A 25,294-nucleotide genomic window follows, 5' to 3' on the forward strand; every position below is an offset into this window, starting at 1 on the left:
CCCATTATCTAACCCATTTTATTGTTTCTATCTCCGTCCCATCTTCATCATTTGACTGAATTTCAAAATGGTCCATTAGACGTTTTACTCCTGGCAATCCAGCACCTAATCCTCCTGAAGTAGAATATCCATCTTGCATGACTTGACTAATATCTCGAATACCCGGGCCATCATCAACGGCAATTATTTTCAAACCTTTTTGATCTATTTGATCAATAACTTCAAAACAGACTTTTCCTGTTTTAGCATACAAATAAATATTTCTTGATAGTTCGGAAATAGCTGTAGCAATCCTTGCCTGGTCTACTGTACTAAAACCTAACTTTTTGGCATGCTCTCTGCCAAGCTGTCGTGCTCCAACTATATCCCATTCTTTACATATGTTCACACAAGGTTTGAAGTTCATAATTACCCCTCCAGTTCCTGACGAAGTTTGGTCAAACCTTGTTCCAAGTTCAATGCCGTTTGAACATCTTGCATATGAATACCTAATTCAATCAGGGTCATTGCCACTGCAGGTTGAATACCTGTTAAAACTACTCTTGCCCCCATCAAATCTGACATGGTCACCACATCACCTAACACTTTCGCAATAAAGGAATCAATAATATCAACAGAGGTTAAGTCAATGACAACGCCTTTCGCACCACTCTTATAAATTTCATTTAGTAAGTCTTCTTGAAATTGAATCGCTGTTTGATCATCTAAATCAATTTGAATCGAGATAAGTAAATAATTTTGTAGTTTTAAAATTGGAATACGCAAAAGATCACCCCTCCTCTACTGATTTCATCATATCTTCGATAATTTCTTCACTGCCATTTTCTCGAACAATTTTTCTTCCAGTCAACTCTAATGCTGTTGTGAATCCTTTGCGCAGGGATGAGCGAGTTGGAAATCTCGTTAAATCAATACCTAAATTGACAATTGTTTGTGCAATTTCTGGTCGTATTCCTACTAAAATACAATTAGAGCCGATCAATCGTACCGCTTCTGCCGCTTGAATAATATGATGGGCAACCATTGTATCTACAACGGGAACACCCGTTATATCAATTAAAACAACCTCAGCATTATGCTTAATAACTCCTTCGAGCAGATTTTCCATAATTAATTTCGCGCGATCTGTATCAATAGTTCCAATTAACGGCATGATTGTGATATTTTCCATAACAGGAATGAGCGGTGCTGATAATTCCTGTAAAGCAACACGTTGTAAGGAAACAGTATGTTCCCAGTTACCTGAAAACTCATTAACAAGCTTATTGATGATGGGATCAACCCAATCATTCACTTTAGCTAATATAATTGAAAAATATTCAGTATCAATCTGATCATCTTGACTTAGAATAAAATCAAAAACAACCCGACGAAAAGTGGTTAAACCATCTGTTAGATAAGATAGCGGCCACCCTAAATTGACAAGTCGTTCAGAGAAATCTTCTATATCTGTCGTTAATCTTGCTTCATCTAAGCTCTTGAAAATAACATTGACGAATTCACGATTGGTACTTTGAAATAGTTCTTCAGAAATCGTGGAAGTATACTCACTTTTTCGTTTTTCTGAAACGATCTCTAACCAATTTTTAATAATGATATCACTATTATTAATAATGATTTGATTTACTCGATTTGGCAATATGATAACCACCTTTACCTTTTCATTTTTTTAATTTGATTAAAAACACTCACTTTTGTCCTTCCTTTACTCGCATAGGAATGTGCGGACTTCGATATTTCCACATGACATTGGATTCTTAATTCGAGATCCTTTTTTTCTTATAATTGACATCCAAAAAACTTCCGCTTTATCGAAGAGGCTCCTTTGGAACTCAGTATAAGAATAACACTTATTCTTGCGGTGTATTTTTACTGTAACCTTCCTTCGTGCAATTACTCGTCCCATCGAAAGCAGTTACTGATACCTAATGCGGAATAAACTTCACACCATTTTAATTTAACACTAAATGTATTAAAAAACTATTTTCACAAATCATTACTTCAATTATTTTAATGCTAATACAACGAAAAGCCCTTGTCACTATTTATCAACAAGCGCTTTAACTACTTTCTATATCTAAATTAAATATTGGTCAAGCCTAGACTAATTTCTAAAGCGTTATCAATATTATCCATCATCTGACCATCCAATTGGGTAATTTTATCTGTTAATCGTTGCTTATCTATTGTCCGTATTTGTTCAAGTAAAATAACTGAATCACGTTCAAATCCATATTTATCCGCTTTAATTTCCACATGTGTTGGTAATTTTGCCTTTTGTATTTGAGCGGTAATTGCTGCGACAATCACAGTGGGGCTAAAACGGTTACCTATATTATTTTGGATAACTAACACAGGCCGAACACCACCTTGCTCTGAGCCAACAACTGGAGAAAGATCAGCGAAATATACTTCGCCTCTTTTAACGATCAAGCCATCACACCCCGCCCACTAAGCGCTCTAAGGTGATTTCTGCCTCCTCTTCAGCTAAAAAAGATTCTGAAGCAATATTAAGGTTAATTTTAGCCATTTCCATATAGCCTCTTTGCATTGATTCACGAATATGTTGTTCTTTTTTGTTCTGCACATAAGACTTGGTTGCTTGAAGGATAAGATCACTTAGTTCTTTCTCTTCTTCTTCTAAAAGATCTTTCACTTCATTTAGTAGGTTCTCTGGTAATTTCACAACAACCTCTTCCATGTTACTTGACAAAACATCCACCTCCACCACAATTATATGCCCATTCATATAGTCCCTTTTATCATATCATTTGTCAGACATGCTTGCAAAGGCATTTTTGATAGTTTTTTAATATATTTTCGTCCATGTCACTTGTCATTAGCTTTGTCAAAAATTTTATGATTAAAATTGGGTGTTTAAGCTTGTTCGGGGCAAAATAATAATCAATACTACTCTATTTCGATAGAATTAGTCAATAATAAAATCGTGGTAGTCTTTCTGTAAATAGACAAGCCAATTCATAATTAATGGTATCCAATTGCAGAGCAATTTCTTCAAGACTAATCCTTTCATTTCCTTGCCCACCGATAAATGTAACCTCTGTACCCATAGGATATGCGTGATCAAGCCTGACCATACATTGATCCATACATATTCGTCCAATTAAAGGCATTCTTTTTCCGTCAATTAAAACATCTAACCCTTGCCACTTCCGCTGAATACCATCTCCATACCCTATAGGGATTGTCCCAATCCATTCTTCCTCCTCAGCTCGATAAGTTGCTCCATAGCTAATCGCTTCTCCAGCTGAGATTTTTTTGACATGGGTAAGTTTTGCTTTTATTGATAACGCAGGCTCTAGCTTAAAAGGTCGGTTTTTCTCTATATATTGCGATGGGTAAAGACCATACATTCCAATCCCAAATCGAACAGCATTAAACAGACAACTCTCTTGGCGTAGGGCGGCAGCGCTATTACCAATATGAACAAAAATATCCTGATTAATTCGTTCTTTAATCTTCTCTAACATTGGCGCAAATCGCTGCAATTGTAGTCGATAGTAATCAAGGCTTTCTTCATCAGCTGTTGCAAAGTGCGTAAACACACCTGTCACATCAAGATATTTTTCATTTATATTTTCGAGGAACTGTTCAAGCTCATCCATCGTTCGAATCCCAATTCTACCCATTCCTGTATCCAATTTTATATGAATGGAAAGCTTTTTCGAGTCTGAAGCCTGATGATAATATTCATTTAGCCAATTGACTTGAAAAACAGTGAGTGTGATATCATATTCAATCGCTATTTCGATAAATTCAGGTGCAACCCAGCCCAACACGAGAATCGGAGCTTTAATACCTGCTTTCCGAAGTTTAACCGCCTCATCTAGCAAAGCAACGGCCAAACTCGTCGCTCCAGCTTCAAGCGCTGTCTTCGCTACTTGAATATCTCCATGACCATATCCATTTGCCTTTACGACCGCAATCACTTGTGTATCCTTGCCTAGTTGTAGTTGAAGTTGCTGAATGTTAGCTTTTATGGCGGATAAGTTAATCTCAATTTTCGCGGGTCGATAGCTTGTTGATTTCATTTTGTTGCCTCCACTTTTTTTCTTACTCAACATTATCAATTTATTTTGGCTCACTGTCAAATTCGTTAATGATCAACTTGACCAAAACAAACAGTAAAATAGCCTATTCAACTGAAATACAGGATAGAAGGGCTTTATTCAACAGTTTGATTTGAGATTTTGTTTAAAATGATGGATAGAAGGGGTCTATTCGACAGTTGGACTTGAGATTTCATTTGAAACGATGGATAGAAGGGCTCTACTCGACAGTTGGACTTGAGATTTCATTTGAAACGATGGATAGAAGGGCTCTACTCGACAGTTGGACTTGAGATTTCATTTGAAACGATGGATAGAAGGGCTCTATTCGACAGTTAGACTTGAGATTTCATTTGAAACGATGGATAGAAGGGTTCTATTCGACATTTTAGCTTGAATCTTCGTTTGAATTGAGGGATAGAAGGATCTATCCGACAATTGAGCTTGATATTTTCCTTGAAACACCGGATAGGGGTACTCTCTACTTAGCTTTCTAGAAGAGGACTAAACATGTGAACGAGCTTACAATATTCACACAAATGATGATCATACAATCGATTAGATGACACAAAAAAGAAGCTGCCACAAGATGTACAACATACATTTTGCTATAGCTTCCTTTTTCATTAAGTCATGACATTGCCGTTGCATAAAAAAATAAAACTCATGTCAAGGAATGTCAAATGAATACATGACAGAGCAAGTCTAAGTTTGCTTACTCTAAACCTTTTCAATAAAACTTGACAATGACTAGAACACGGGTCTTTATTATCCAAAATTAAACATAAATATAGGTCTAATATGTAAAATTGATGATATAATCATTTTAAGCTATAGTACCTATGTTAATGGGTATTATTAGTTAATTGATACTTGTGTGATTAGAAAGGTTTAGGCAACACCAGCAAATTTCCTAGGCAAAAACAAAAAGCAGATCCTCTAATAGTATCTGCTTTTAAATGTATTATTTTTCTATTTCTATCGCGATAGATTGAGCCACTTGAATCATTTCATCATCGGTTAAGGAATCGCTAGCTAAATAATAGTCGATTCCGTTTTCTGACCATGATAACGAATGATCTGTCATTGCTCCGACATTTGCACCAATATGGGCAGGGCTTCCCATTGACCATTCGGGCTGTCTAAAAGCAGCCATTTCTGTCGTCTTTACTTCTTGAACGATTGTAAAATCATTCTCACCCTCATAAGTTAAAACAACACGTCTACCATCTTCTAAATCAAATTCCGAAGTATCTACAAGCTCACTAGCTAATGTTACACTTGGGTACCGAATAGAAAAATCCGCTTGATTGGCCTGTTCTTCCATTGAGCTAACAGGTAAACTAAGAAGGCTACTTGTTAAATTAGCATCGACTTCAAAGTAATCAGCTTCAAATTCAGCACCTAGTTCAAAAGGTTCGAAGGTCACTTCAACAACCACATTGTGATCTGGATCATAAATTTTCACCAAATAAGGGGTTAATGTTTTTTGATCAAAGTAAACCTCTTGTGTTGGTAAGGCTTGATTTTGCTGATAATTGGTTTCTGTTGTAAAAACGTAGTAATCATCTATTACGGCGAATTCAGCTTGTTCATCATTCAATACATCTGAAACTAAAGAATGATATAGATAAGGTTGACTAGCGTTAGACGGCCAATCACTTTGGAATCTGAAACTTTTATTAAGTGCTGGTGTTAAAACAAAGACACCTTCATCATTTTTCAAGATGATTTGACTACCTTCCTCATCTTCTTGGTTGTGCATAAATACTCGATAATAGTTATCGGCTTGATAAGCCAAATCAATCTGATAATTTTGTGTCGTCTCGCCAGTAAACATATCCATCGTCGCTTGGGTCTGGTAGCTCTCTAATTCTGTCAGCGTTTCCTCTAGATCTTTAGTGACTTTTTCTTGTGAGGCTTCACCACAACCAGCTATTATGAAGATTGAGAAAAGAATGAGACTCATCCTGATCATTCTGTTCATCATCTCAGCTCCTTTAACTCTAGTCAGAGAAAAAGGGAATGAATGCACCGCAGTTTAAATTAAACATGTACGAAAAGCTTCTGGCAGAAAATCAATTAAATCGGTTGCTAAAAAATCAATAGTTGTATGGTGATCACGAATGGCAATATCAGCTGCCAAGCCATGGATAAAACAGGCATTTGCCAAACTACACTTAAGTGATTGTTTTTGCATCACTTGTGCTAAAATAATTCCCGCCAAACAATCACCACTGCCACCTTTAGCTAAAGCAGGGTTTCCTGTCATGTTAATGGTTTGATTGCCATTAGGATCAGTGACAATCGTATAAGTACCTTTTAAAACCAAATGAAGCTGATACTTTGTAGCAAAATCTTTAGCGATTTCAAATGGATTAGCTTTGATCTGATCAATTGGTTGATCAATCAACATAGCCATTTCTCCCGGATGAGGCGTTAATATCGTTGGTGCTTGGCGATCTGCGAGCTTTGTTAAGTGTTCTCGAACATAATACAAGCCATCAGCATCAATAATGAGCAACTTATCACTTTTAATGATAGTTTCAATAATGTTCTCAGCTTGTACTGATCGTCCCATTCCCATTCCAATCGCAATCGCATCAAAGGCAGCAAACCGTTCAAGTAAATCTGTTTCTTCATCTGTCAGATTCATATAGGTAGCTTCTGTCACACCCCCTGCAATGATGGGAATAACCTCTCGTGCTGTTGCAACAGTCAGCAAACCTACACCTGAACGCAAGGCAGCATTTGCCGTTAAACGAATGGCTCCGGGCATGTCTTCCGTTCCACCAATGATTAAACCTTTTCCATGGTTACCCTTATGGCTATGCTTCGCTCTTCTTGGTAAGGTTTGATTAACTTTATCAATCGTCCAGACCTCTATTGTACTCGCTTCTATTAAAGCAGCTGGTAAACCAATTTTAACAACTTCCCATTCACCATAATAGTCAGCATAGCATTCAATAAAGGCACTTGGCTTCGGTGCTTCAATACAATACGTAAGATCAGCATCGATCGCCATCACTTCTTCTATATCCGCTTCAGCTGGCACACCACTTGGCAGATCTACAGCAATGACTTGGCCATTTGCTTGATTGACTTGTTGGACGATTGAATCATATGGTTCTTTCAAAGTACCCTTAAAGCCAATTCCTAACATAGCATCAATAATTAAATCCGCTTCTTGAATCAATTGTTGATAACGCTTTGACTGTTCAATCCAATTAATGGGGCAATCAAAGTGTGACAGAATGGCTTTATGTTTCGCCGCGTCCCCTTTAATTTGCTGATTGGAAACAACTTGAATGACCTCAACCTGAAACCCAAGATTAATCAAAGTTCGGGCAATAACAAATCCATCACCGCCATTATTACCGCCACCAACTAAAATAACGATTTTAGTCTCTTCCGTTATCTTTTCTAATAATCTGTCAGTGATCGCTCGACCTGCGTTTTCCATTAACATGACGCCTGATATTTGATAATCTTCGATTGCCTTTCGATCAATTTCGTACATTTCTTTTGCGGTTACACTGTTCATTTTAGTCCCTCCTACCCGCACTACACTATATGAGTTTGTCCATTTAATTATGCAGACAAGCTGATCATTTAACGTTCCAAGATAACTTGCGCAATCGCATAAGTGCGGCTATGTGAAATTGAAATATGAATATTAAATTGATGGAATTGACCAAAAGTGATTGTCGGTTCACCAGCTGCCCCTGTTAAAATTTCAATATCATGAAAATTCACTTTACCAATTCCAGTCCCAAAAGCTTTTACAAAAGCTTCTTTCCCAGCAAAGCGACCCGCTAAAAATTCACACTTTTGAGTGGTAGATTTTTTTTGTTGGAAAAGTTCTTCTTCTTGCTTAGTTAAAATTTTTTTAATAAATCGTGGGTTACGTCGCATAACTTGTTCAATCCGATTGAGTTCAATAATATCTATTCCCGTCCCTAAAATCATCGTATCACCTTTTTTATTCTGATATACTTATTATAGTATAAGCATTTGATTAATTATATAAGTTGTCAAAACATATTTAAATAGAGTATGATTTGATTATCGTCGTTAAAAGGAGAGTTTCTATGTTTTTTCGTAACGAATCATTTAAAGATTTCATTCGATTTTATCCAGTTGTTTCAACGATAATTGGTATCAATGTTATATTATGGCTCTTAATGTACATCCCCAATCCATTAGGTGATTTAATCTATGTATGGGGTGTTGGCTGGAATGTCGCAGTAACTGCTGGGGAATATTGGCGTCTTGTAACCCCTATTTTTCTCCATGCTCCAAATGGACTGACTCATATTTTATTTAATTCCTTTTCGCTAATTTTATTTGGACCTGCTTTAGAGCAAATGTTAGGCAAATTCAAATTTATTTTCGTCTTTCTCTTTACAGGTATTGCTGGAAATGTTTTTACCTATTTAATCGATATGGAAAGTTTCACTTTTCATCTAGGGGCTTCTGGTGCTCTTTATGGATTGCTCGGTCTCTTATTATACATGAGTTTTTTCCGAAACCATTTAATTGACCCAGCTAGTAAACAAATAGTTGTTGTCATCAGTGCCATAGGGATTTTCATGTCTTTTATCCAGCCAGGCATTAATATTGCTGCTCACCTATTTGGTATGATTGCGGGATTTGCACTTGGACCGCTTATCCTAAATCAAGTTCAACCTTTTTCACCATGGCGCAATCAACGCCGCGTCGTTAGGAAAGACGGACTTTCTTACAACCCAAATCGATGGGATAAAAAAAGGTTTCGAGTCAATCGTAATGTAAGCTCAATTATTTGGTGGATTATTTTTATTTTAGCGATACTAGGTATTTTGAGTGGCATCTTTGTCATCTAAAGATACAAAAATAATGAATCATCCATGGCTTTTTATGGCTGAATTATGTATTAAGCCTATATTTAATAAGGGAGAGATTCAAATTGAACTCCCCCTTATATTGATTAATTTTTTTAAAATTAAACCTTTTATGATTTAGAACATGTCTTAGCCCAGCTCTAGCGTTTAAGATTCGATTACTCACCACATTGAAAAAACTTGGAACTGCGTGATCACTCGCCCCACCTAAAAGACTTGGGACTGCGGTTACTCGTCCCACCGGAAACATCTGCATGACCTACGTCCTGTAGTTCTCAATCCCCGTGAAAAACAAATCCGCTGCTTATCGGATCGGAAAACAATTAAACATATCAGATGCTTATTTGGAGGTCAATATCGATAATGAAGTGTCCGTCTATCAGACACTTCCAAGACTAACTGACTTTTAACTTCCTGATTCAAACTCTCCTACTTGGTCATAAAAATCTCCAATTATTTTATTACTAAAAGTGCTATAATTATCCATATATAATGAATTCAACTAATGGTTTAGTTATGTTTATGGCTATTCTACAAATGGTTTATTGAATGATAATAACTTTGGGGGTATGTTTATGTTAGAAATCGGCATTAAAATAAAAGAATTAAGGAAATCAAAAAAGATGACCCAAAAAACACTTGCAGATATTCTTAATGTCACGCCTCAAGCTGTCTCAAAATGGGAAAGAAACGAAAGCACTCCTGACATAGAGACATTAATAAAACTAAGTAACTACTTTGACATTTCGATAGACGAACTTGTAGGAAATAAAAGCAAATCCTTTTTTGATTCTCTTTTTTCTAAAATGAAAGGGCGAATTAACATGGACAATGACATGAACAGAACAGTAGAGCAAACCTCACAGAAAAAAGGCACTCAGAAAACCATCATAATATTTGACATTACATTTAGTTTTATATCTGATCGTGGTCTGTTGCAGACACAGGCTCTAGTAGCAAAAATATACTAAAACAGCAAAAGTCAAATATCAACATTGAATCTTACAACTCAAATAAAGTTGATGAAATGGCTGATCAGGCAGATTTAATATTATTGACACCCACATTGGGATTTGCTAAAGAAGAAATAGAGAAAAGATTCCCTAAAACACCTGTTATAGCTATCTCAAAAAAAGATTACGGTATACTAAATGCTGATAAAATAGTAACTCATATCTTAGGACTATTAAACAAATCCTGACAACTTCATAATATTTTTAAAATAATTTCATGCTATTTTCAGCTTAACTTGTAAGAAAAAAAATAAACTAATTAAAACAAGCATTTCTGGTTTAAAAAATCAGAAATGCTTGTTGAAATGCTTTGTTTTATTTAGAAGCACGTTTGTTTTGGAACTTACGATTACGCCCTTTTGGTTTATTATTTCTACCGTATTGACGTTTATAATCATTTTTGCCTCGATAATTTTTTCGTTTATCGTTCTGACTTTTCACCCGTTTGACACTGACAGGTTGAACAGATGAGAGGGTGACTGGCGTTTGTCGTCTTTCTTTAGTCATCATCTTAAGTGCTGCGGCAACAACTGTTACCGAGTCATGTTCGTCTAATAATGTCGAAGCTGTTTCACGGTATTCTTCAAGGTTCTGAGTATCAATCGTACGTGCAAGGTTTTCTACCGTAATCTGTTGTTGACCTCGGCGTGCTTCATCAGAACTTGGCAGCTTTATTCTCTTAACTTTACTTTTCGTCACTTTTTCAATTAGCTTTAAGTGTGGTAGCTCGCGTGGTGTAATAAATGAAATCGCCACACCTGTTTTCCCAGCCCGTCCTGTTCGGCCAATTCGGTGCACATAACTCTCAGGATCCTGTGGAATATCAAAATTATACACATGTGTTACATTAGATATATCTAGTCCTCGCGCAGCCACATCTGTTGCAACTAGGATTTCAATCCGGCCATTTTTAAATTTATTTAAGACACTCATGCGTTTGCCTTGAGTTAAATCGCCATGGATTCCTTCGGCCCGAAAGCCCCTTGCTTGTAATCCTTCAGTTACTTCATCAACACGTTTTTTTGTCCGCCCAAAAATAATTGCTAGTTCTGGAACATGAATATCTAATAAATTTGTTAAGGCATCAAATTTTTGTTTTTCATGTACCTCAACAAAATTCTGATCAATATTAGAAACGGTCATCTCTTTTGATTTTACTTTAACTTCTTCTGGATTACGCATCAAAGTGGCGGCAATGTTGCGAATTTCTTTCGGCATCGTCGCAGAAAATAGTAATGTTTGACGTTCTGTTGGAATTAATTTTAGAATATCGCGAATGTCATCAATAAAACCCATGTTAAGCATTTCATCGGCTTCGTCTAATACGGCTATCTTCACTTGACTAATATTAATTGTTTTACGACGAAGATGGTCAAGCAAACGACCTGGTGTTGCAACAACAATATGTGGTCCATCCTTTAATGCACGAATCTGACGTTGCATTTGTTGCCCACCATAAATGGGTAAAGAACGAATGCCTTTAAACTTTCCTAAACGGTGAATTTCTTCAGATACTTGTATCGCTAACTCACGCGTTGGGGCAACGACCAATCCTTGGATTTTACGTTGCTTTTTATCAATTTCTTCAATCATTGGAATACCAAAAGCAGCTGTTTTCCCTGTACCTGTTTGAGCTTGACCAATAACATCCTTTCCTTTTAAGCCTAATGGAATAGTTTGTTCCTGAATCGGCGTTGCTTCCTCGAAGCCCATATTATTTAAAGCCTTCATAATCGGTTGTGTAATACCTAGTTCTTGAAATGTTGTCAATTTCTTTTCAAACTCCTTTTTCAATTAGATCTCATCGTGCGCACGTTACGACACGTTAACAATTTAACTTATCAATAAGATTAAAATCTGATCATCATAAATGATAAGTTTTATATTTTTCAACTTAGTTAGCGATATGTTCATTTGCCAAACATCATACTTACTAAATCTGACTGTTTTTTATATTAAAGTCATTTTTATTTACTTCTGATCGAGTGACGTCCTTTCTTAATACATAACGACACCTGTTTCCTGCCACTTTACAAAAGCAGTATTCGTTTCGGATTTCACTTATATAACATAAGGTTACCCTCAAATCCGAGTCTTTATTAACGTGAAAAAACCTCTATCCACATCAAGTAAACCTTTAAACAGCGGGAGTTTCCTCATTTCCCACTGATTATTAGATGAACGAATCGAGCTGTTACTGGCTGTTGATCTCACTTATAATACTTAGATTTGCCTCGTAATCTTAAAATAAGGGATTTACAGCTGATTAACTACGATAAGTGGTAGAGACTTACTTACGAGCATTCAATGGATGAACTTATTTTAACACACTATGCCTATATGTTCTAGTTGTATTTAGTCTGTTCTAATAGCATAATCTCAATGAATACGCTTTATTTAGGACTAACACAATACTTGCATTATTAAATTTAATTGCTTAACATAAAACTTAGATATAGGAGTGAGGAATTCCTTGAAAAGGCAAGCCAATTTTCTTCGTGCAATATCTCATTGACGAAACCTTCCTTGTTCAGCTAAGTAAGTTAATCTTCTTTTTAAGAGAACTTAGATGAATTTACTAATCAAGCATTCGTTAACAAAAAAACATAAAATGAGGCGATCAAATGACCATTCAACTAAGCACCGATAGCAGTGCTGACTTAACAGCACAAATGAAAAAAGATTGGAACATTAAAGTTATTCCTTTATTTATTCATTTAGATGATAAACAATTTAAGTCTGAGGATCTGACAACAGATGTTTTTTTAGAAAAAATTAAACATAGTCAGTCTTTTCCAACTTCGTCTGCTTCAGGTCCATATGAATACTACAAGGTCTTTAAAGATGTACCCAAGGACCAAGCGATTATTCATTTTAGTGTATCAGATGGGATCAGCAGCGCCTATAAACATGCTGAAATGGGCAGAAAAATGCTGCTTGAAAAAGAGCCTGATCGAAAAATTGCCGTTATTAATACTCAATCTGCTTCATCTGGTATTATTCTTCTTATCAATGAAACAACTCAAAAAATCAAAGAAGGATTTTCCTTCAATGAGCTGACCGCTTTAATCACTGAAAAAATTAAACACTTACGAACGATCTTTGTCTTACAATCGCTAGATAACTTAATTCGAGGCGGCCGATTAGATAAAGTCAGAGGTGCAGTTGCTAAAACTTTAAATATCAAGCTATTGCTTCAAGCAAGTGCAGCTGGAACCATTGAAGTGCTAGAGAAAGTTCGGGGCAATAAAAAAGCAACTCAACGTTTCATTGATAAAATTGGTGAATTTATCTCACAAACAGCAAATCAAACTTTAGTCATGACACATTGTCAGGCAAAGGAACGATTAGATAGTTTGCTTACTAAAATCAAAGAAAAATATCAGTTTGACAAAATCATTTCATCTGAAATCGGTCCAGTCATATCAGTTCATTCAGGAGAAGGTGCTGTTGTTATGGCTTTCTTCAGTGATGATAAAAGAACTGATAAATAACATAGGATTGAGACGTAGCTAGAAAAACTTAAACACAGTGTTAAATGGTGATAATTGATATTTAACACCGTGTTTTAATTGGATTATTTTTGAAGTTTTGGTATAAAACACTTGACTAATTTTTCTCTATTTACCGATATTATTTACTCCATTCAATCTTTAGTGTAGCTGTAAATTTAGAAGACTAAAAATTGTAAATATGTTTTATTCACCCAAATTATTCATAGTTTATCACAGATAACCGTCCGTAAAACTCGGAGCAACAACGAGTTTCAATGGGGCGATATGCATGACCTACATCCTGTAGGCCCAACTCCCACTGATTGATGTTTCGCTTTATGGTGATTACTATTCTAACAGTAACGCTTGATTATATTCGAGTAGAGTATAATCGTATCAATTTGGTTCAAATTATTTTGTAAGGATATGAATGGAAGTTAATCCTATCGCTTTAATCCCAAATTGATCTTGAAAGGACACAACGAGTAGGTACTAATCATGCCAGTTACGTTAATCAAACTAAAAAATATAACGATCTAGATTATTCCTACCATAAGGAACATCACCTAAAAGAATTAAAGCACTCATTCCTACGATGTAGTTGATTCGTAGCCTTCCTTAATATAATTATCCGTTTGTTCGGAGCCATTTTCGGGTATGACTTTAACTAATCTAAATAAATTAAAAATACTTTGACTAAGTGGAGCTTTCAACTCGTACGTTCCCGTCAAAGTTTGCGTATCTTCAGATGACTATACCTAGCATTCATTCACCTTTTGAATGAATGCTAAAAAGTCAACCCGCTTGTTAGGAGAAGCTATTGACTTGTTTCAATGATGTATCATGAATAACGCAGAATTTAGTATCATTCAACCAGCTATAAGCCTTCACTTTTACCCAGTTAAAAACAATACAATTAACGGTAAAACTTTGATTAAATAGGATTCATCATCCACTGCCTTTAGATTGGCTTCTGGCTAATTACAATAAAAAGTGTTTAAATTGAACTACCCATGTTATGATGATAAAGTCTATCAGAGCGTTACAATTTATGGGGTACTCTTAAAAAACTCAAGCCGTAGCTTGAGTTTAGCAAAAGGAGGAAACATCATCGCACTCCAAGATGTTTTTAGAGAAATTAATCAAAATTATGAAAAATTATCGGAAACTGAACAAGAAGTTATTGATTTTATTCTTAATTATAAAGATATAGAAAACTTAAAATTAAAACATATCACGGAACATCTTTATGTATCAAATGCTACAGTGGTTCGTGCCTGTAAAAAATTAAACTTTGCCACATTCAACGAACTAAAATTTTCCTTCATCAGAACAAAGGAAGATAAATTAACTCAGGAACACTTATCTTCTGATTATTCTGATATTATTGAGGGTATAAAAATAGACACTTTGACAACACTAGATTTGATAGAAGAAAAAGATATTGATCAAGTCTGTGATTGCCTCATCAATGCACGTAGAATTTTCTGTATAGGAACAGGTTCAAGCTCTCAAGTAGCATCAGATTTTAACAGGAAACTTAAACTGATTGATCTATGGTCAAATGATTACTTGGATAAGTTCTCTATCGAGCGTGTTCCACAGATTGTTACTGACCAAGATCTTATAATCGTCTTTTCATTGAGTGGACAGGTAAAGGATGTAAACGAAGTGATCATCAGATCAAAGCATTCCGGTGCTAAAGTTATTGCTGTTACAGGAATGTCGTCAAATCAACTCAAGTCTATCAGTGATTATTCCTTACAAGTCTATAATAGCCCGAGCAAACGAAAAAAATTACAATCAAGATTAATGCTCTATGTTGTAAGCACAGTGATTTATGAAAAATTAATTATGAAAATATCGAAAAATACCTAATTATTGAGTAAAAAAGTACTTAAATGGGTATTTTTTTTAACAACAGAACCTTTTACCTAAAAACCGAGGATTACGGGGGTAAACTGTTATATTAATCATTAATGACAAATATGAAGGGAGCTTGGACAAGCAAATGAAAGAAAAGAATAAAGTATTATTAGCTTTTGAGCAGTTTGGACGGGTGCTACTCTTACCTGTTTCTATTTTGCCAGGGGCAGGTATCATCAAAGGAATAGGCGCAGCCTTTACAAATGCGACCACATTAGAAATGTATCCGTTTTTACAAAATAGTGTTTTTCAATTTCTTATGAACTTATTCGTAACATTAGGTGATGTTGTCTTTGACAATTTACATGTTTTATTTGCAATAGGAGTTGCTGTAGGTTTAGCTAAAACAGAAAAAGGCTCCGCAGCACTATCAGGTTTCGTTGGTTTTATTGTGTTGCATATGGTTTTGAACTTCTTACTTACTGAAACAGGAATGCTCGTTGTGACTGAAGGTATGACAGGAGAAGAGAGTAGTTTAGCTTTAGCACAAAGTATGCAAACATCAGTCTTAGGGATTCAAACAATGGACTTGAATGTTTTTGGAGGAATTATTACAGGACTAGTCGTTTATTGGGTACACAAAAAAGCCCTCAAAGTGAGAGTTCCGCAAGTTTTGTCTTTCTTTAGCGGTTCACGATTAGTCCCTCTCGTTACCATTCCAGCTATGGCAATTGTAGCCTCAGGGCTCTTTATTATTTGGCCATATGTTCAACAAGGGATTGTCAGTTTCTCTGAGGCTATTGTTAGATCAGGTTACGGCGGTACTTTCTTGTACTCAGTCCTTGAACGATCATTGCTGCCATTTGGGTTGCATCATGGATTAAATTTACCTGTGTTAACAACAGACTTAGGCGGCGCATGGTTGATCGATGGACAAAGAATTGGTGGAACAATCAATGCTTATATGGCTTCTTTATCTAGCCCAGATATTTCAGTTATTGATCCAACCATTACTCGCTTTAATGCTGGGAAATTTGTATACTTTATGTTTGGTTTACCGGCTGCTGCACTTGCGATGTATAGAACAAGTAAACCAGAGAATCGAAAGGCTGTTGGTTCACTCTTATTTGCTGCGGCGGCCACATCATTTATCACTGGGATTACGGAACCAATTGAATTTACATTCCTTTTTGCTGCACCACTCCTTTATGGTGTACACGCCGTACTTGCAGGTGTATTCTCTGTTGTCGCCCAATTTTTCGGTGCAGCGGTTATGGCGCCAATGGGACACGGTTTGATTAACCTTACGATCTATGGTGTGATTCAAGGATTTAAGACAAATTGGTATATGATTTTCCTTGTAGGTATTCCGTGTGCGATCGTATACTACTTTATTTTTAAATTCCTTATTGTAAAATTCGATTTTGCTACCCCTGGTCGTGGTAATGAAGAAGATATTAAGTTATCTAACCGCAAAGATGTTGAGCAAAAATATCAATCAGATGAAACAGACGGTAAAGAAGATAGCAAAAATAGCAAAAATCAAACAGATACACACCGTCAAGCCATGGCATTGATTAAGGCACACGGTGGGCGTAACAATATTGAAGAAGTAGATGCTTGTGTCACTCGATTAAGAATTAATGTTAAAGATAAATCGATTGTCCAATCTGATGTTATAAAAAATGAGTTGAATGCCATGGGATTTGTAGAATCAGGCATGCAAATGCAATCCATTTATGGTGGACAAGCTGCCATATTAAAAAATGAAATATTAGAGATTTTCGAAAAGGAGAATGATGAAGATTAAACGAGATTTAATGATGATTGATATAGATGGTACCTTTGTTTTTAACTCTTCTGAGGTTGCAAAAAAAGATCTAGAAGCCTTTAATGAAGCCAAAGATCACTGTTCAATGGCGATTGCTACCGGGCGATCAGTAAAGGAAATTGAATTCATTGAGCAAGAAAATAATATTACTTTAGATTATAAGATAGGATTTAATGGGGCATTGATTGTCGACACTCATGGAGAAATCATTTATGATAGACCTATCATTCATGAAACACTAGTCGAGTTGATCGATTATTTAGCAGAACAGCAAATTATTTTTGATAGTTTAGATGGGAAGACCCGGTTTGGTAACTTTGCACATGAAGCACAAAATCAGCTTTTGGGACTTGAATATCTTTACTTAGAAGATCCTTATTCAATGGCCAAAAGTAAAAAGATTTATAAAGTCAATCTAAGACCTGATTCTTTTGAAAGTGCCAACAAAATAACTAGTGAATTAAAAGAGCGTTTCCCATCATTATCTATTTTTCAAGTGGGCAAAAAAAGAATTGAAATTTCGGCGGCTAACACATCCAAAGGGCTAAGCTTAATTAAAATAGCACCAAGTGATGGTGAAACAATTGCGATTGGCGATTCAGAAAATGATATCTCAATGTTTAAAGAGGCAAAAACCTCCTACTGTATGGAACATGCACCGGAGTATGTTAGAGCATATGCCAATTATACAGTGCCGAGATTTCATGATGCGATTGATCATTTTTTACAGAGAAAGGAGCAAAAAGTGACTTGATTGGAAAATCAGATTACCAAGCCATAAACAAATACCTTAATCAGCAAATAAGTGAAAAAAAGAAATTAATTGCCGTCCATCGCGGCAGCTCGGCGGGTAATATTATCGAAAACACCATTCCAGCCTATGTTGCTGCACTAAAAATGGGTGGAGATATTTTGGAAGCAGATGTGGTCCTAAGTAAAGATAGGGAAATGTTCCATTTTCATAGTGGTATGGAAAGGAAAAATTTTCAAAGAGATATCGATATCCAACAATATACATCAAATGAAATTGAACATTTAACTTACATTAATGACAATTTAGAAGAAACGAATTACCCAGTAGAAAAACTTGAAGATACACTCAATTATTTTAAAGGAAAATGCCTGATCAATATTGATCGGGCATGGGACTTTTTCCCTGAGGTTTGTCAGCTTGTCGAAAAGACGGGGACAACTAAACAAATTATACTGAAAGGCCCTTTAAACCAACAGGTCATCTCATTCCTTCAAGAGAATCCAACTAAATTTATGTTTATGCCTAAGGTAAGTACATTAGCTGAGTTGGATCAGGTCTTGGCGATTGATGGAATTAACATTGTTGCAGTAGAGATAAAGGCAGAGACGACAAATAGTGATTTCTTTCAATCTGATAACATTATGAAAATAAAGGCTGAAAAACTTCTAGTATGGATTAATGCCTTGACAATGAATGATACCAAAAAACTGTTCGCAGGCTATGACGATAATTTATCAATTGTAAAAGCGGAGTCTGACGGCTGGGGGACGATTTTGAATAAAGGAGCAGATATTATTCAAACCGACTGGCCCAGCTTACTAAAAGACTATAGAGAAAAATGGTTAGAGGATCAGTGCAACAGTTAATATGTCTATTATAGATATCATTTTCAGATTAGTTCTATCGATCATAATTTCTGCGTGTATTGGTATTGAAAGAGAATATAAAAATAGACCTGCTGGTTTTAGAACTCACATTTTAGTTTGTGTCGGTGCCACTATCATTGCCTTAATTCAGCAACAGATCTCACTAGATGCGTTAGATTTTGCTATTGCCAATCCAGATTTTCAAGGTGTTGTGCGTTCCGATCAGGCTAGATTAGTTGCTCAAGTTGTCAGCGGCGTTGGTTTCTTGGGAGCAGGCACTATTATTATCAATAAGCGGTCTATTGTTGGACTAACTACAGCAGCAACAATTTGGACTGCAGCCTGCTTAGGCATTGCTGTTGGAATGGGGTATTACAGTATAGCCATTATTGGCACAATAGCTATTATGGTTGGATTAACAGTTATGAAAAAAATTCTAAACATACCCACTGAAAAGAAAATTGAAGTTAAATTTGTTCATAAAACTCAAACGAAGGAGTTTTTAAACCAGTACTTTCTTGAAAAAGAAATTACCATTAAAGATGTCGAATTCAATTTAGAAATTGATGGTGATAAGAAGGTATATACTAATGTATATACCATTGATCTCCCCAAGTTTTTAACGTATCAAGACATGATAGAAGAGATTTCTGCTCATAAGAATGTCACAAATATAAAAATAATCAATGTCTAAGAGCACGTTGGAACTGACTGCTCTAAAAGGGAGGCTGCGATCCTTCCTGTGTTTGGCATAGACTTTTACATGTGCAGCTATATTCCACCATTTTTCAAGATAGACAAGTGTTTGATAATATTAGGGATGCAGGCTAATACTGGGGGAGATTGTCCACATCTCAAGGGGCGGCGTTTTTTTCTGATAAATTAACTAGCTATAAGTCCCCGCCCCCTCAAATTTAACGGATACTACATTCGTATTTTAAGCACATATCCATACGTTTTATAACGTAACCCGATTCATTTCAAGGACTTCTCTTCTATCACTTCTTTAAGCGCTAATAGTGACTTTGATGGCGTGAGAACCGCAAATAATATTTTGGGTGCTAAGTAATCAATAGCACAGTTCTACATATGTTCAGTCAAACAAATAATCGTAAACCCCTTGTCCCTATTCTTATCATTACATAACCAATAAGCTCATACCTTTCAACCCCAGTAGTTAAAAGCCTATTTTATAATGCTGGAGGAGCAACAGCTTTTTTAGGATCACTTTCAGCTAAGTATTTATAAACAGCAGCAATAGCTACCTCCTTGTCATCTCCTAAACAAATCAAATGTTTTGAATCTGCATAGTAAATGACATCAATATCAACAGGTATTTCCTTAGCTAAATAGTGTGTCGATTGGTAAGGTACTAGGCCGTCCTTTATTCCCTGCAAGACTAAAACAGGACATGATATATCTTTAAGTACTGGACGCGTAACTGCCATGCACTTAGCAAATTCAACATAAGCACGGGCAGGAATTAATCCCTTTTTATGTTTAAGATTTTTATAAGTCAAATTCTCTTCAATTTCTCCAAATACTCGATCTTTAAGCAGTTGTCTTGCTTCACTAGTTAACTTGATTAAATTTAAGTATTTCCGCGAAGGTGAGAGCATGACTAATCGATCAACTTGATGCTTTGCCGCTAGTGATGCCGCAATCATCCCTCCCATTGAAAAACCAATGACATAAACTGTATCAACTTGATCTGCTAGTTCTTGATAAGCTCTTTCAGCCGCTTCTAACCAATCCTTGTGAGTAACATGGTCTAACGCTAAGTCAATGCCATGTCCCGGTAAGGTAGGGACATGAATCAACCAATCTGTTTCTTCTTGTAAAAATGTAGTCAACGGCTCAATTTCATATGGACCACCGGTGAATCCATGGATACATAAACATCCAATCATTCATTATCATCCTTTTTGCTTTGTTCATTAATAAGTAATAGTCTTGCCAGTATTGGCAAGACTATTACTTAATTCCCTTTAAAAAAAGATCCAATCCCTTTCACAATAGGAGAAAATTGCTGATACGTATTTCCGACTTGACCTGCCGTATTAAGAATTTTATCAAAATCAAATTGACCTTCATCATCTTGAAAATATCCCATGATACCCTTAGTCAGTGATTTCTGCTCTGTCCCCGTTCCTTGATAAGGCGGTTGCCAATTTCCTTGCTGAAAAGGCATGTTTGTATATGGGGGTGGGTAGGGTTGATGGTTCATATGTGAATGTGACTGAGGTGGAAAACCGTTTGGCTGAAAAGGTTGTTGGTATGGATGATAATACGGCGCATGATTATTAGGTTGAGAAAAGAATCGATTTGGTCGCATAAAAACACCCCAATTCAATAATCTGAGTTAGATTATCATATGTTGGATTTGATCGATTCGTTCATGCTTAAGCTCATTCTTTCTTAATTAATCGTTTGATTTTTTCTTTTTGAAAGCCTAAAATAGCCTTATCTTTTACAAATAGAGCAGGAGCAGAATATATATTTCGAGCCTGAAGCTCTTTCAAATAAGCTCTATTTTGACTGATATTCCTTTCTTCATAATCCACTGATAACTCATTCAAAAAACGAATAATCTTATCAGACTCATGACATTCATCACTCGTATACACAATGATTTTTCTCTCTACCATAATTAATGTTCCCCTTTCTCTCTATGGTGACTATGCTTAGGTCAGCTGTTTAAAATTATTTGGGTAAATTAGATTAAGCCTGCAGGCTGTAGTATATATGCAGACTTAGATTCTGAAATTGTACTTCAAAATAAGCAAAATACTTATTCTTCGGCTATCTAACAATGTAAGCTTTTATCAGTAACCGTTTAAGTAAATTTAGCCATTTTTCCACACGGATGTGGTGAATTTCGATGTTCTCATAACTCACTTCAGTAGGGCAGACCCGCGGGAAGGTAAAGATCTTTAGTGCGATAATAAGCTGAATTTTTCTAAAACGGCGACTCGATACAACACAGTGAAATAACGCTATGGGGTATTTCTGATTATTTGTCCAGTCAAAAACTCTGGGACACAACGCAACCCTTTTAGTCTACGTATCCTTTTACCCCCACTAAATGCTTGTGAGGCGAGCATTTAACTGAATGACTTCTAAGTAAATCAAGCTTTAAATTCTAATCATTCCTACACACGTTTTATGAATGTCTTCTTAAGTTCTCAAAAAGGAACAAACATCGTTTGAGTAGGCTTTTATTCCTATAATCTTTACTTAGTATATACCCATTTCACACATGAATAAACGTTATTATAAAATAATATTGCAGCCTTTTTTGGTTACTCATGACAAGAGAGAAATTAGCCAATCTCTTTTGACTCATGAAAGATTGATTAATCAGACTTTTGATCAAATAAAAAAATTCCTTTCTATTTTAGATCGATCATTAGAAAGGAATTTACTATTTATATCTATTTATCAGCATAATGTCCTAGTTTTTTTAATAGGTTAATAGCCTCCATCTTTTCCGTTTCAGTTAAGCCTGCTGTAATTTGTTCAATTTGTGTCCAATGATCAGGAAAGATATCGTTTAATAATTCCTTTCCCTTTTCAGTAATCGAGGCATAAGTAATTCGTCGATCTTCCGCACATTGTGTTCGTTTAAGGTATTGTTTCTCTTCTAACTTATCAACAACATAAGTAATACTTCCACTCGCTAATAAAATTTTATCACCAATTTTTTGTAAGGGTTGATCTCCTGAATGATATAACAGCTCTAATACCCCAAACTCCGTTGGGTTTAGTCCATTTTTTCGAATATCTGCGGCTACTCGATCTGCTACCGAACGATAAGCTTTCGATAAGACAACAAACAGTTTCAATGATGGATCTTGCTTCCGTTTGATATATTCCTTTTTCTGTTGGTCCATTTAATTCGCTCCTAACTCACGATATGATCATAAGTATAACGTATTCCAGTATAAATGATAATCATAATGTTTACAATTGGATATTGAATGGAATAAATCACACCAAAAAATAACACGAAGAAGGTTAACCAAATGAAGATAGGAAAGCGAATGGTTTCACCTATTAATTGTCTGGTCCGATGATTTAGTTGATCACAATAAAATGTATAGCCAATCAACACATGACTAATCCAGTTGAGTAAAGATAAAAGGAGCGATTCAAACCAGTATAAACTTGGAATAGCTAAGCCGATCATTAAAAGGAGCAAACCGATAAATAACCAGCGCGAAAAGGCTTTTTGCCAGTGGTTTATTCTCCATGGCAAAGCAAAAATTAATTTTTCCTCGAATATCTCTGGATAAAAGCTTGTACCAATTTGTCCATATAAAAAGATAACAATGATAATCGCCCAGCTATAGGTGACTTCTGATTGAAAACCTAATATAAAAATGATTCCTATACACCCTAGAACAGCTTTTATAACATGTTCTTTTTGCTCAGTAAATGTGATAAAGATTAATCGATCATAGATCTGATACCTCTTTTGATCATCAAAAGGCTTTCGCAACCGCTTATTACGAATGATATTATGATAAAAACCTTGAGGCTTCGGTGGTTGAACTTTAACATTTGAAGCAAATGAGATAAGCATATTTTTTGTTAGCAGACGATCATTGACTTCAACGATAGTTGACCAATCTGTCCACTTAAACAGACGTCGGTAGCCTAATTGATTCATGATAACAAGCGAAACAATGATCAAAATAAACGATATGCTTGTTAAATCGATCCATAATGAAAGTATATTTAAACCAATATTAAGAATGACCAAGCCTTGAATGATCAACCACTTTATATACCACCGTTTCTGATAGATCAACCACTGTGGGATAATCATCAATACCTCACCTAACCAAAAACTGACTATATAAACGACAATTAAAGAGATGGAAAAAGGTGTGACGATTTTAAGAGCTATTCCAATAAACAGATAAATGAATATTAATTTTTTTACTTTATCTAAGGCATGGTATTGCCAAAGTTTCTTTTGATCATAGGGTAATAGGGTTAGAAATAAATCCGAACTACTAAACAACACCCCTGGTCTAGTAGATGCTAACGAAAGTGGCCGAATAACGCTAAAAAGTATAATGCCGAAATAATTAGCCCAAAGATGCTGCTCAATGCTTTCAAAAATAGGCGTATACATGATCAATTGGTCGCTAAACCAAAAAGCAAAGAGCAAACAGAAAACACCCAAATAAATTAGACTTGTTTTGTCGAATAAAATTTGAAAAGCTAAGCGATTCAGATGGCGCTTCTTCTTACGTCGATTAACTTTAACATAGCGATAGGCAGCATAAGGAGATGGAAACGTCATGTTTGATCAAACCTTCGTTTTAAAGATGAAAAATCATTCATTTCCCCTGAATCAATCACTTTGCCGTGTTGGAGCATGACATAACGATCGGCAAAGCCCTGTAATCGATCGAGTTGATGGGTAGTCAATAATACCAACGTTCCTGCTTTCGCTTTCTGCTTTAATTCTGTTATTAAATACTCCGTTGCATGGACATCAAGTCCAACAAAAGGTTCATCCACAAGGAGTAATTTTACTTGTGGTAATAAAGCACAAATAATCTGAACTTTTTGCCGCATGCCTTTGGATAAAGATTCAGGATACTGATCTAATTTATCCTTAATTTCAAATCTATCTATGTATTCTTTCACCTGTTGTTTTGCTGTACTAACTTCAAGTTGATAACTTTCAATATACAACTGAAAATGTTGTTCTACTGTCAATTCTGATAACAAAAAAGCTTCTTCTGGGATGTAAGAAATGCTCGATTTAAATTGAAGGAAGTTCTCTGATTGCTCAACACCATCCAAGACTATACGGCCTTCTTCAATATCAGTCATACCTATAATAGCCTTCATTAAAGTTGATTTTCCAGCTCCATTATGACCTACAAGGGCTACAATTGAGCCAGAACTTAATGAAAAACTAATTTGCTCTAGAATCTTTTGTTCCTTGATTGAAAGACTAACTTGCTCGATGGAAAGCATTCTTTTTATGCCTCCTCTGCTAATAATAATTTATCAAAATAATATAATTCAATTAAATCTTGTTGATCCAACCTCTTGTCAACAAGATTAAAACCATGACGTTGGAATAACCGTTGAGCATGTTGATTTTCAGAAAAGGTATCTGTCGTTAAATAATAGATTCCTGCTTGACTAGCAAGTTTCTCAGCAAATCGGAGCAATTGATCTGCCACACCTCGACCATGATAATCAGGATGGATGGCCATTCTTTTAATTGTCCAAGCAGGTTCGTCACTAGACCAATTAATCAGATGATATTCCTCATGTCCTTGCTTGCTTATCGTACAAATACCTGCAATTTTTTCATTTTCTTGGTAAACAAATAATTCATGTCTATCCATATCTTTAAGATAATCCGCCTCAGTTGGATAGGTCTCATCCCACTGTCTGCTCCCTTGTTCATGCATCTTTTTTACAATGGTACTAACGATTATCATAATTTCATTTAAATCTTGAGGACTTGCTTCACGGATCATCA

General features: G+C 35.7%; 27 protein-coding genes. 10 read left to right on the forward strand and 17 right to left on the reverse strand.

Going from position 1 to position 25,294, the window contains the following annotated elements:
- Positions 1-4 precede the first annotated feature (4 nt).
- The 9 genes from ACS127_RS02025 to acpS form a co-directional block, all read right to left on the reverse strand.
- Positions 5-406: an anti-sigma regulatory factor gene (locus ACS127_RS02025; RefSeq protein ID WP_440896802.1), complete on the reverse strand. Its 402-nt coding sequence runs from the start codon at positions 404-406 to the stop codon at positions 5-7.
- A gap of 2 nt (positions 407-408) precedes the next feature.
- Positions 409-765 carry an STAS domain-containing protein gene (locus tag ACS127_RS02030; RefSeq protein ID WP_440896803.1) on the reverse strand — a complete coding sequence of 119 codons (357 nt, stop codon included), beginning with the start codon at positions 763-765 and terminating at the stop codon, positions 409-411.
- Positions 766-769: 4 nt separating this feature from the next.
- On the reverse strand, positions 770-1,639 hold the full coding sequence (locus tag ACS127_RS02035) for an RsbT co-antagonist protein RsbRA (protein WP_440896804.1): 870 nt from the start codon (positions 1,637-1,639) through the stop codon (positions 770-772).
- Between the two features lie 443 nt (positions 1,640-2,082).
- Positions 2,083-2,433 carry a type II toxin-antitoxin system PemK/MazF family toxin gene (locus tag ACS127_RS02040; RefSeq protein WP_440896805.1) on the reverse strand — a complete coding sequence of 117 codons (351 nt, stop codon included), beginning with the start codon at positions 2,431-2,433 and terminating at the stop codon, positions 2,083-2,085.
- A gap of 4 nt (positions 2,434-2,437) precedes the next feature.
- Entirely contained in the window at positions 2,438-2,701 is a 264-nt protein-coding gene (locus tag ACS127_RS02045) for an antitoxin (RefSeq protein ID WP_440898056.1), read from the reverse strand.
- 232 nt (positions 2,702-2,933) lie between these two features.
- Entirely contained in the window at positions 2,934-4,052 is a 1,119-nt protein-coding gene (gene alr / locus ACS127_RS02050; RefSeq protein ID WP_440896806.1) for an alanine racemase, read from the reverse strand.
- 982 nt (positions 4,053-5,034) lie between these two features.
- Positions 5,035-6,057, reverse strand: coding sequence for a LolA family protein (locus ACS127_RS02055; RefSeq protein ID WP_440896807.1), 1,023 nt, complete (start codon positions 6,055-6,057; stop codon positions 5,035-5,037).
- Between the two features lie 54 nt (positions 6,058-6,111).
- Positions 6,112-7,614 (reverse strand): NAD(P)H-hydrate dehydratase, encoded by a 1,503-nt coding sequence (locus ACS127_RS02060; protein ID WP_440896808.1) that lies wholly within the window; start codon positions 7,612-7,614, stop codon positions 6,112-6,114.
- Between the two features lie 68 nt (positions 7,615-7,682).
- Positions 7,683-8,039 carry a holo-ACP synthase gene (gene acpS, locus ACS127_RS02065; protein ID WP_440896809.1) on the reverse strand — a complete coding sequence of 119 codons (357 nt, stop codon included), beginning with the start codon at positions 8,037-8,039 and terminating at the stop codon, positions 7,683-7,685.
- Between the two features lie 122 nt (positions 8,040-8,161).
- Here acpS and ACS127_RS02070 point away from each other — a divergent pair, with 122 nt between their 5' ends.
- The 4 genes from ACS127_RS02070 (at position 8,162) to ACS127_RS02085 (ending at position 10,154) form a co-directional block, all read left to right on the forward strand.
- Positions 8,162-8,935, forward strand: a complete 774-nt coding sequence (locus ACS127_RS02070) for a rhomboid family intramembrane serine protease (protein ID WP_440896810.1) — start codon at positions 8,162-8,164, stop codon at positions 8,933-8,935.
- 302 nt (positions 8,936-9,237) lie between these two features.
- Positions 9,238-9,363: a hypothetical protein gene (locus ACS127_RS02075; RefSeq protein ID WP_440896811.1), complete on the forward strand. Its 126-nt coding sequence runs from the start codon at positions 9,238-9,240 to the stop codon at positions 9,361-9,363.
- 165 nt (positions 9,364-9,528) lie between these two features.
- Positions 9,529-9,924 (forward strand): helix-turn-helix domain-containing protein, encoded by a 396-nt coding sequence (locus ACS127_RS02080; RefSeq protein WP_440896812.1) that lies wholly within the window; start codon positions 9,529-9,531, stop codon positions 9,922-9,924.
- A gap of 23 nt (positions 9,925-9,947) precedes the next feature.
- Positions 9,948-10,154, forward strand: coding sequence for a hypothetical protein (locus ACS127_RS02085; protein ID WP_440898057.1), 207 nt, complete (start codon positions 9,948-9,950; stop codon positions 10,152-10,154).
- A gap of 127 nt (positions 10,155-10,281) precedes the next feature.
- Here ACS127_RS02085 and ACS127_RS02090 read toward each other — a convergent pair whose 3' ends face one another.
- Positions 10,282-11,736, reverse strand: a complete 1,455-nt coding sequence (locus ACS127_RS02090; protein ID WP_440898058.1) for a DEAD/DEAH box helicase — start codon at positions 11,734-11,736, stop codon at positions 10,282-10,284.
- Positions 11,737-12,590: 854 nt separating this feature from the next.
- On the opposite strand from ACS127_RS02090, the gene ACS127_RS02095 reads away from it, so the two are divergent.
- From ACS127_RS02095 to ACS127_RS02120, 6 genes are all read left to right on the forward strand, one after another.
- A complete protein-coding gene (locus tag ACS127_RS02095; protein WP_440896813.1) occupies positions 12,591-13,460 on the forward strand; it encodes a DegV family protein in 870 nt (289 codons plus the stop codon).
- A gap of 1,083 nt (positions 13,461-14,543) precedes the next feature.
- Entirely contained in the window at positions 14,544-15,338 is a 795-nt protein-coding gene (locus ACS127_RS02100; protein ID WP_440896814.1) for a MurR/RpiR family transcriptional regulator, read from the forward strand.
- Between the two features lie 133 nt (positions 15,339-15,471).
- On the forward strand, positions 15,472-17,136 hold the full coding sequence (locus ACS127_RS02105) for a PTS transporter subunit EIIC (protein WP_440896815.1): 1,665 nt from the start codon (positions 15,472-15,474) through the stop codon (positions 17,134-17,136).
- Entirely contained in the window at positions 17,123-17,911 is a 789-nt protein-coding gene (locus tag ACS127_RS02110; RefSeq protein WP_440896816.1) for an HAD-IIB family hydrolase, read from the forward strand. The genes ACS127_RS02105 and ACS127_RS02110 overlap by 14 nt, the downstream gene beginning before the upstream one ends.
- Positions 17,908-18,777 carry a glycerophosphodiester phosphodiesterase family protein gene (locus tag ACS127_RS02115; RefSeq protein WP_440896817.1) on the forward strand — a complete coding sequence of 290 codons (870 nt, stop codon included), beginning with the start codon at positions 17,908-17,910 and terminating at the stop codon, positions 18,775-18,777. The genes ACS127_RS02110 and ACS127_RS02115 overlap by 4 nt, the downstream gene beginning before the upstream one ends.
- A 1-nt stretch (position 18,778) precedes the next feature.
- Entirely contained in the window at positions 18,779-19,471 is a 693-nt protein-coding gene (locus ACS127_RS02120) for an MgtC/SapB family protein (protein ID WP_440896818.1), read from the forward strand.
- 496 nt (positions 19,472-19,967) lie between these two features.
- Here ACS127_RS02120 and ACS127_RS02125 read toward each other — a convergent pair whose 3' ends face one another.
- From ACS127_RS02125 to ACS127_RS02155, 7 genes are all read right to left on the reverse strand, one after another.
- Positions 19,968-20,687, reverse strand: coding sequence for an alpha/beta hydrolase (locus tag ACS127_RS02125; protein WP_440896819.1), 720 nt, complete (start codon positions 20,685-20,687; stop codon positions 19,968-19,970).
- Between the two features lie 68 nt (positions 20,688-20,755).
- Positions 20,756-21,112: a YppG family protein gene (locus ACS127_RS02130; RefSeq protein ID WP_440896820.1), complete on the reverse strand. Its 357-nt coding sequence runs from the start codon at positions 21,110-21,112 to the stop codon at positions 20,756-20,758.
- A gap of 73 nt (positions 21,113-21,185) precedes the next feature.
- Positions 21,186-21,425 (reverse strand): glutaredoxin family protein, encoded by a 240-nt coding sequence (locus ACS127_RS02135; protein WP_440896821.1) that lies wholly within the window; start codon positions 21,423-21,425, stop codon positions 21,186-21,188.
- Between the two features lie 786 nt (positions 21,426-22,211).
- Positions 22,212-22,670, reverse strand: a complete 459-nt coding sequence (locus ACS127_RS02140; protein ID WP_440896822.1) for a MarR family winged helix-turn-helix transcriptional regulator — start codon at positions 22,668-22,670, stop codon at positions 22,212-22,214.
- Positions 22,671-22,681: 11 nt separating this feature from the next.
- Complete coding sequence (locus ACS127_RS02145) at positions 22,682-24,091, reverse strand: hypothetical protein (RefSeq protein WP_440896823.1); 1,410 nt, start codon at positions 24,089-24,091, stop codon at positions 22,682-22,684.
- Positions 24,088-24,777 (reverse strand): ABC transporter ATP-binding protein, encoded by a 690-nt coding sequence (locus ACS127_RS02150; protein WP_440896824.1) that lies wholly within the window; start codon positions 24,775-24,777, stop codon positions 24,088-24,090. The genes ACS127_RS02145 and ACS127_RS02150 overlap by 4 nt, the downstream gene beginning before the upstream one ends.
- Positions 24,778-24,782: 5 nt before the next feature.
- Complete coding sequence (locus tag ACS127_RS02155) at positions 24,783-25,292, reverse strand: GNAT family N-acetyltransferase (protein WP_440896825.1); 510 nt, start codon at positions 25,290-25,292, stop codon at positions 24,783-24,785.
- Between the last annotated feature and the right edge of the window lie 2 nt (positions 25,293-25,294).

This window comes from Amphibacillus sp. Q70 (assembly GCF_052055485.1).
GTDB lineage: Bacteria > Bacillota > Bacilli > Bacillales > Amphibacillaceae > Amphibacillus.

Coding starts and splice junctions, on each gene's coding strand:
- ACS127_RS02140 (WP_440896822.1), bottom strand. CDS start 22,670: ATGGACCAACAGAAAAAGGAATATATCAAACGGAAGCAAGATCCATCA.
- ACS127_RS02155 (WP_440896825.1), bottom strand. CDS start 25,292: ATGATCCGTGAAGCAAGTCCTCAAGATTTAAATGAAATTATGATAATC.
- ACS127_RS02105 (WP_440896815.1), top strand. CDS start 15,472: ATGAAAGAAAAGAATAAAGTATTATTAGCTTTTGAGCAGTTTGGACGG.
- alr (WP_440896806.1), bottom strand. CDS start 4,052: ATGAAATCAACAAGCTATCGACCCGCGAAAATTGAGATTAACTTATCC.
- ACS127_RS02070 (WP_440896810.1), top strand. CDS start 8,162: ATGTTTTTTCGTAACGAATCATTTAAAGATTTCATTCGATTTTATCCA.
- ACS127_RS02045 (WP_440898056.1), bottom strand. CDS start 2,701: ATGGAAGAGGTTGTTGTGAAATTACCAGAGAACCTACTAAATGAAGTG.
- ACS127_RS02120 (WP_440896818.1), top strand. CDS start 18,779: ATGTCTATTATAGATATCATTTTCAGATTAGTTCTATCGATCATAATT.
- ACS127_RS02025 (WP_440896802.1), bottom strand. CDS start 406: ATGAACTTCAAACCTTGTGTGAACATATGTAAAGAATGGGATATAGTT.
- ACS127_RS02055 (WP_440896807.1), bottom strand. CDS start 6,057: ATGAACAGAATGATCAGGATGAGTCTCATTCTTTTCTCAATCTTCATA.
- ACS127_RS02060 (WP_440896808.1), bottom strand. CDS start 7,614: ATGAACAGTGTAACCGCAAAAGAAATGTACGAAATTGATCGAAAGGCA.
- ACS127_RS02125 (WP_440896819.1), bottom strand. CDS start 20,687: ATGATTGGATGTTTATGTATCCATGGATTCACCGGTGGTCCATATGAA.
- ACS127_RS02145 (WP_440896823.1), bottom strand. CDS start 24,091: ATGACGTTTCCATCTCCTTATGCTGCCTATCGCTATGTTAAAGTTAAT.
- acpS (WP_440896809.1), bottom strand. CDS start 8,039: ATGATTTTAGGGACGGGAATAGATATTATTGAACTCAATCGGATTGAA.
- ACS127_RS02130 (WP_440896820.1), bottom strand. CDS start 21,112: ATGCGACCAAATCGATTCTTTTCTCAACCTAATAATCATGCGCCGTAT.
- ACS127_RS02110 (WP_440896816.1), top strand. CDS start 17,123: ATGATGAAGATTAAACGAGATTTAATGATGATTGATATAGATGGTACC.
- ACS127_RS02150 (WP_440896824.1), bottom strand. CDS start 24,777: ATGCTTTCCATCGAGCAAGTTAGTCTTTCAATCAAGGAACAAAAGATT.
- ACS127_RS02080 (WP_440896812.1), top strand. CDS start 9,529: ATGTTAGAAATCGGCATTAAAATAAAAGAATTAAGGAAATCAAAAAAG.
- ACS127_RS02135 (WP_440896821.1), bottom strand. CDS start 21,425: ATGGTAGAGAGAAAAATCATTGTGTATACGAGTGATGAATGTCATGAG.
- ACS127_RS02095 (WP_440896813.1), top strand. CDS start 12,591: ATGACCATTCAACTAAGCACCGATAGCAGTGCTGACTTAACAGCACAA.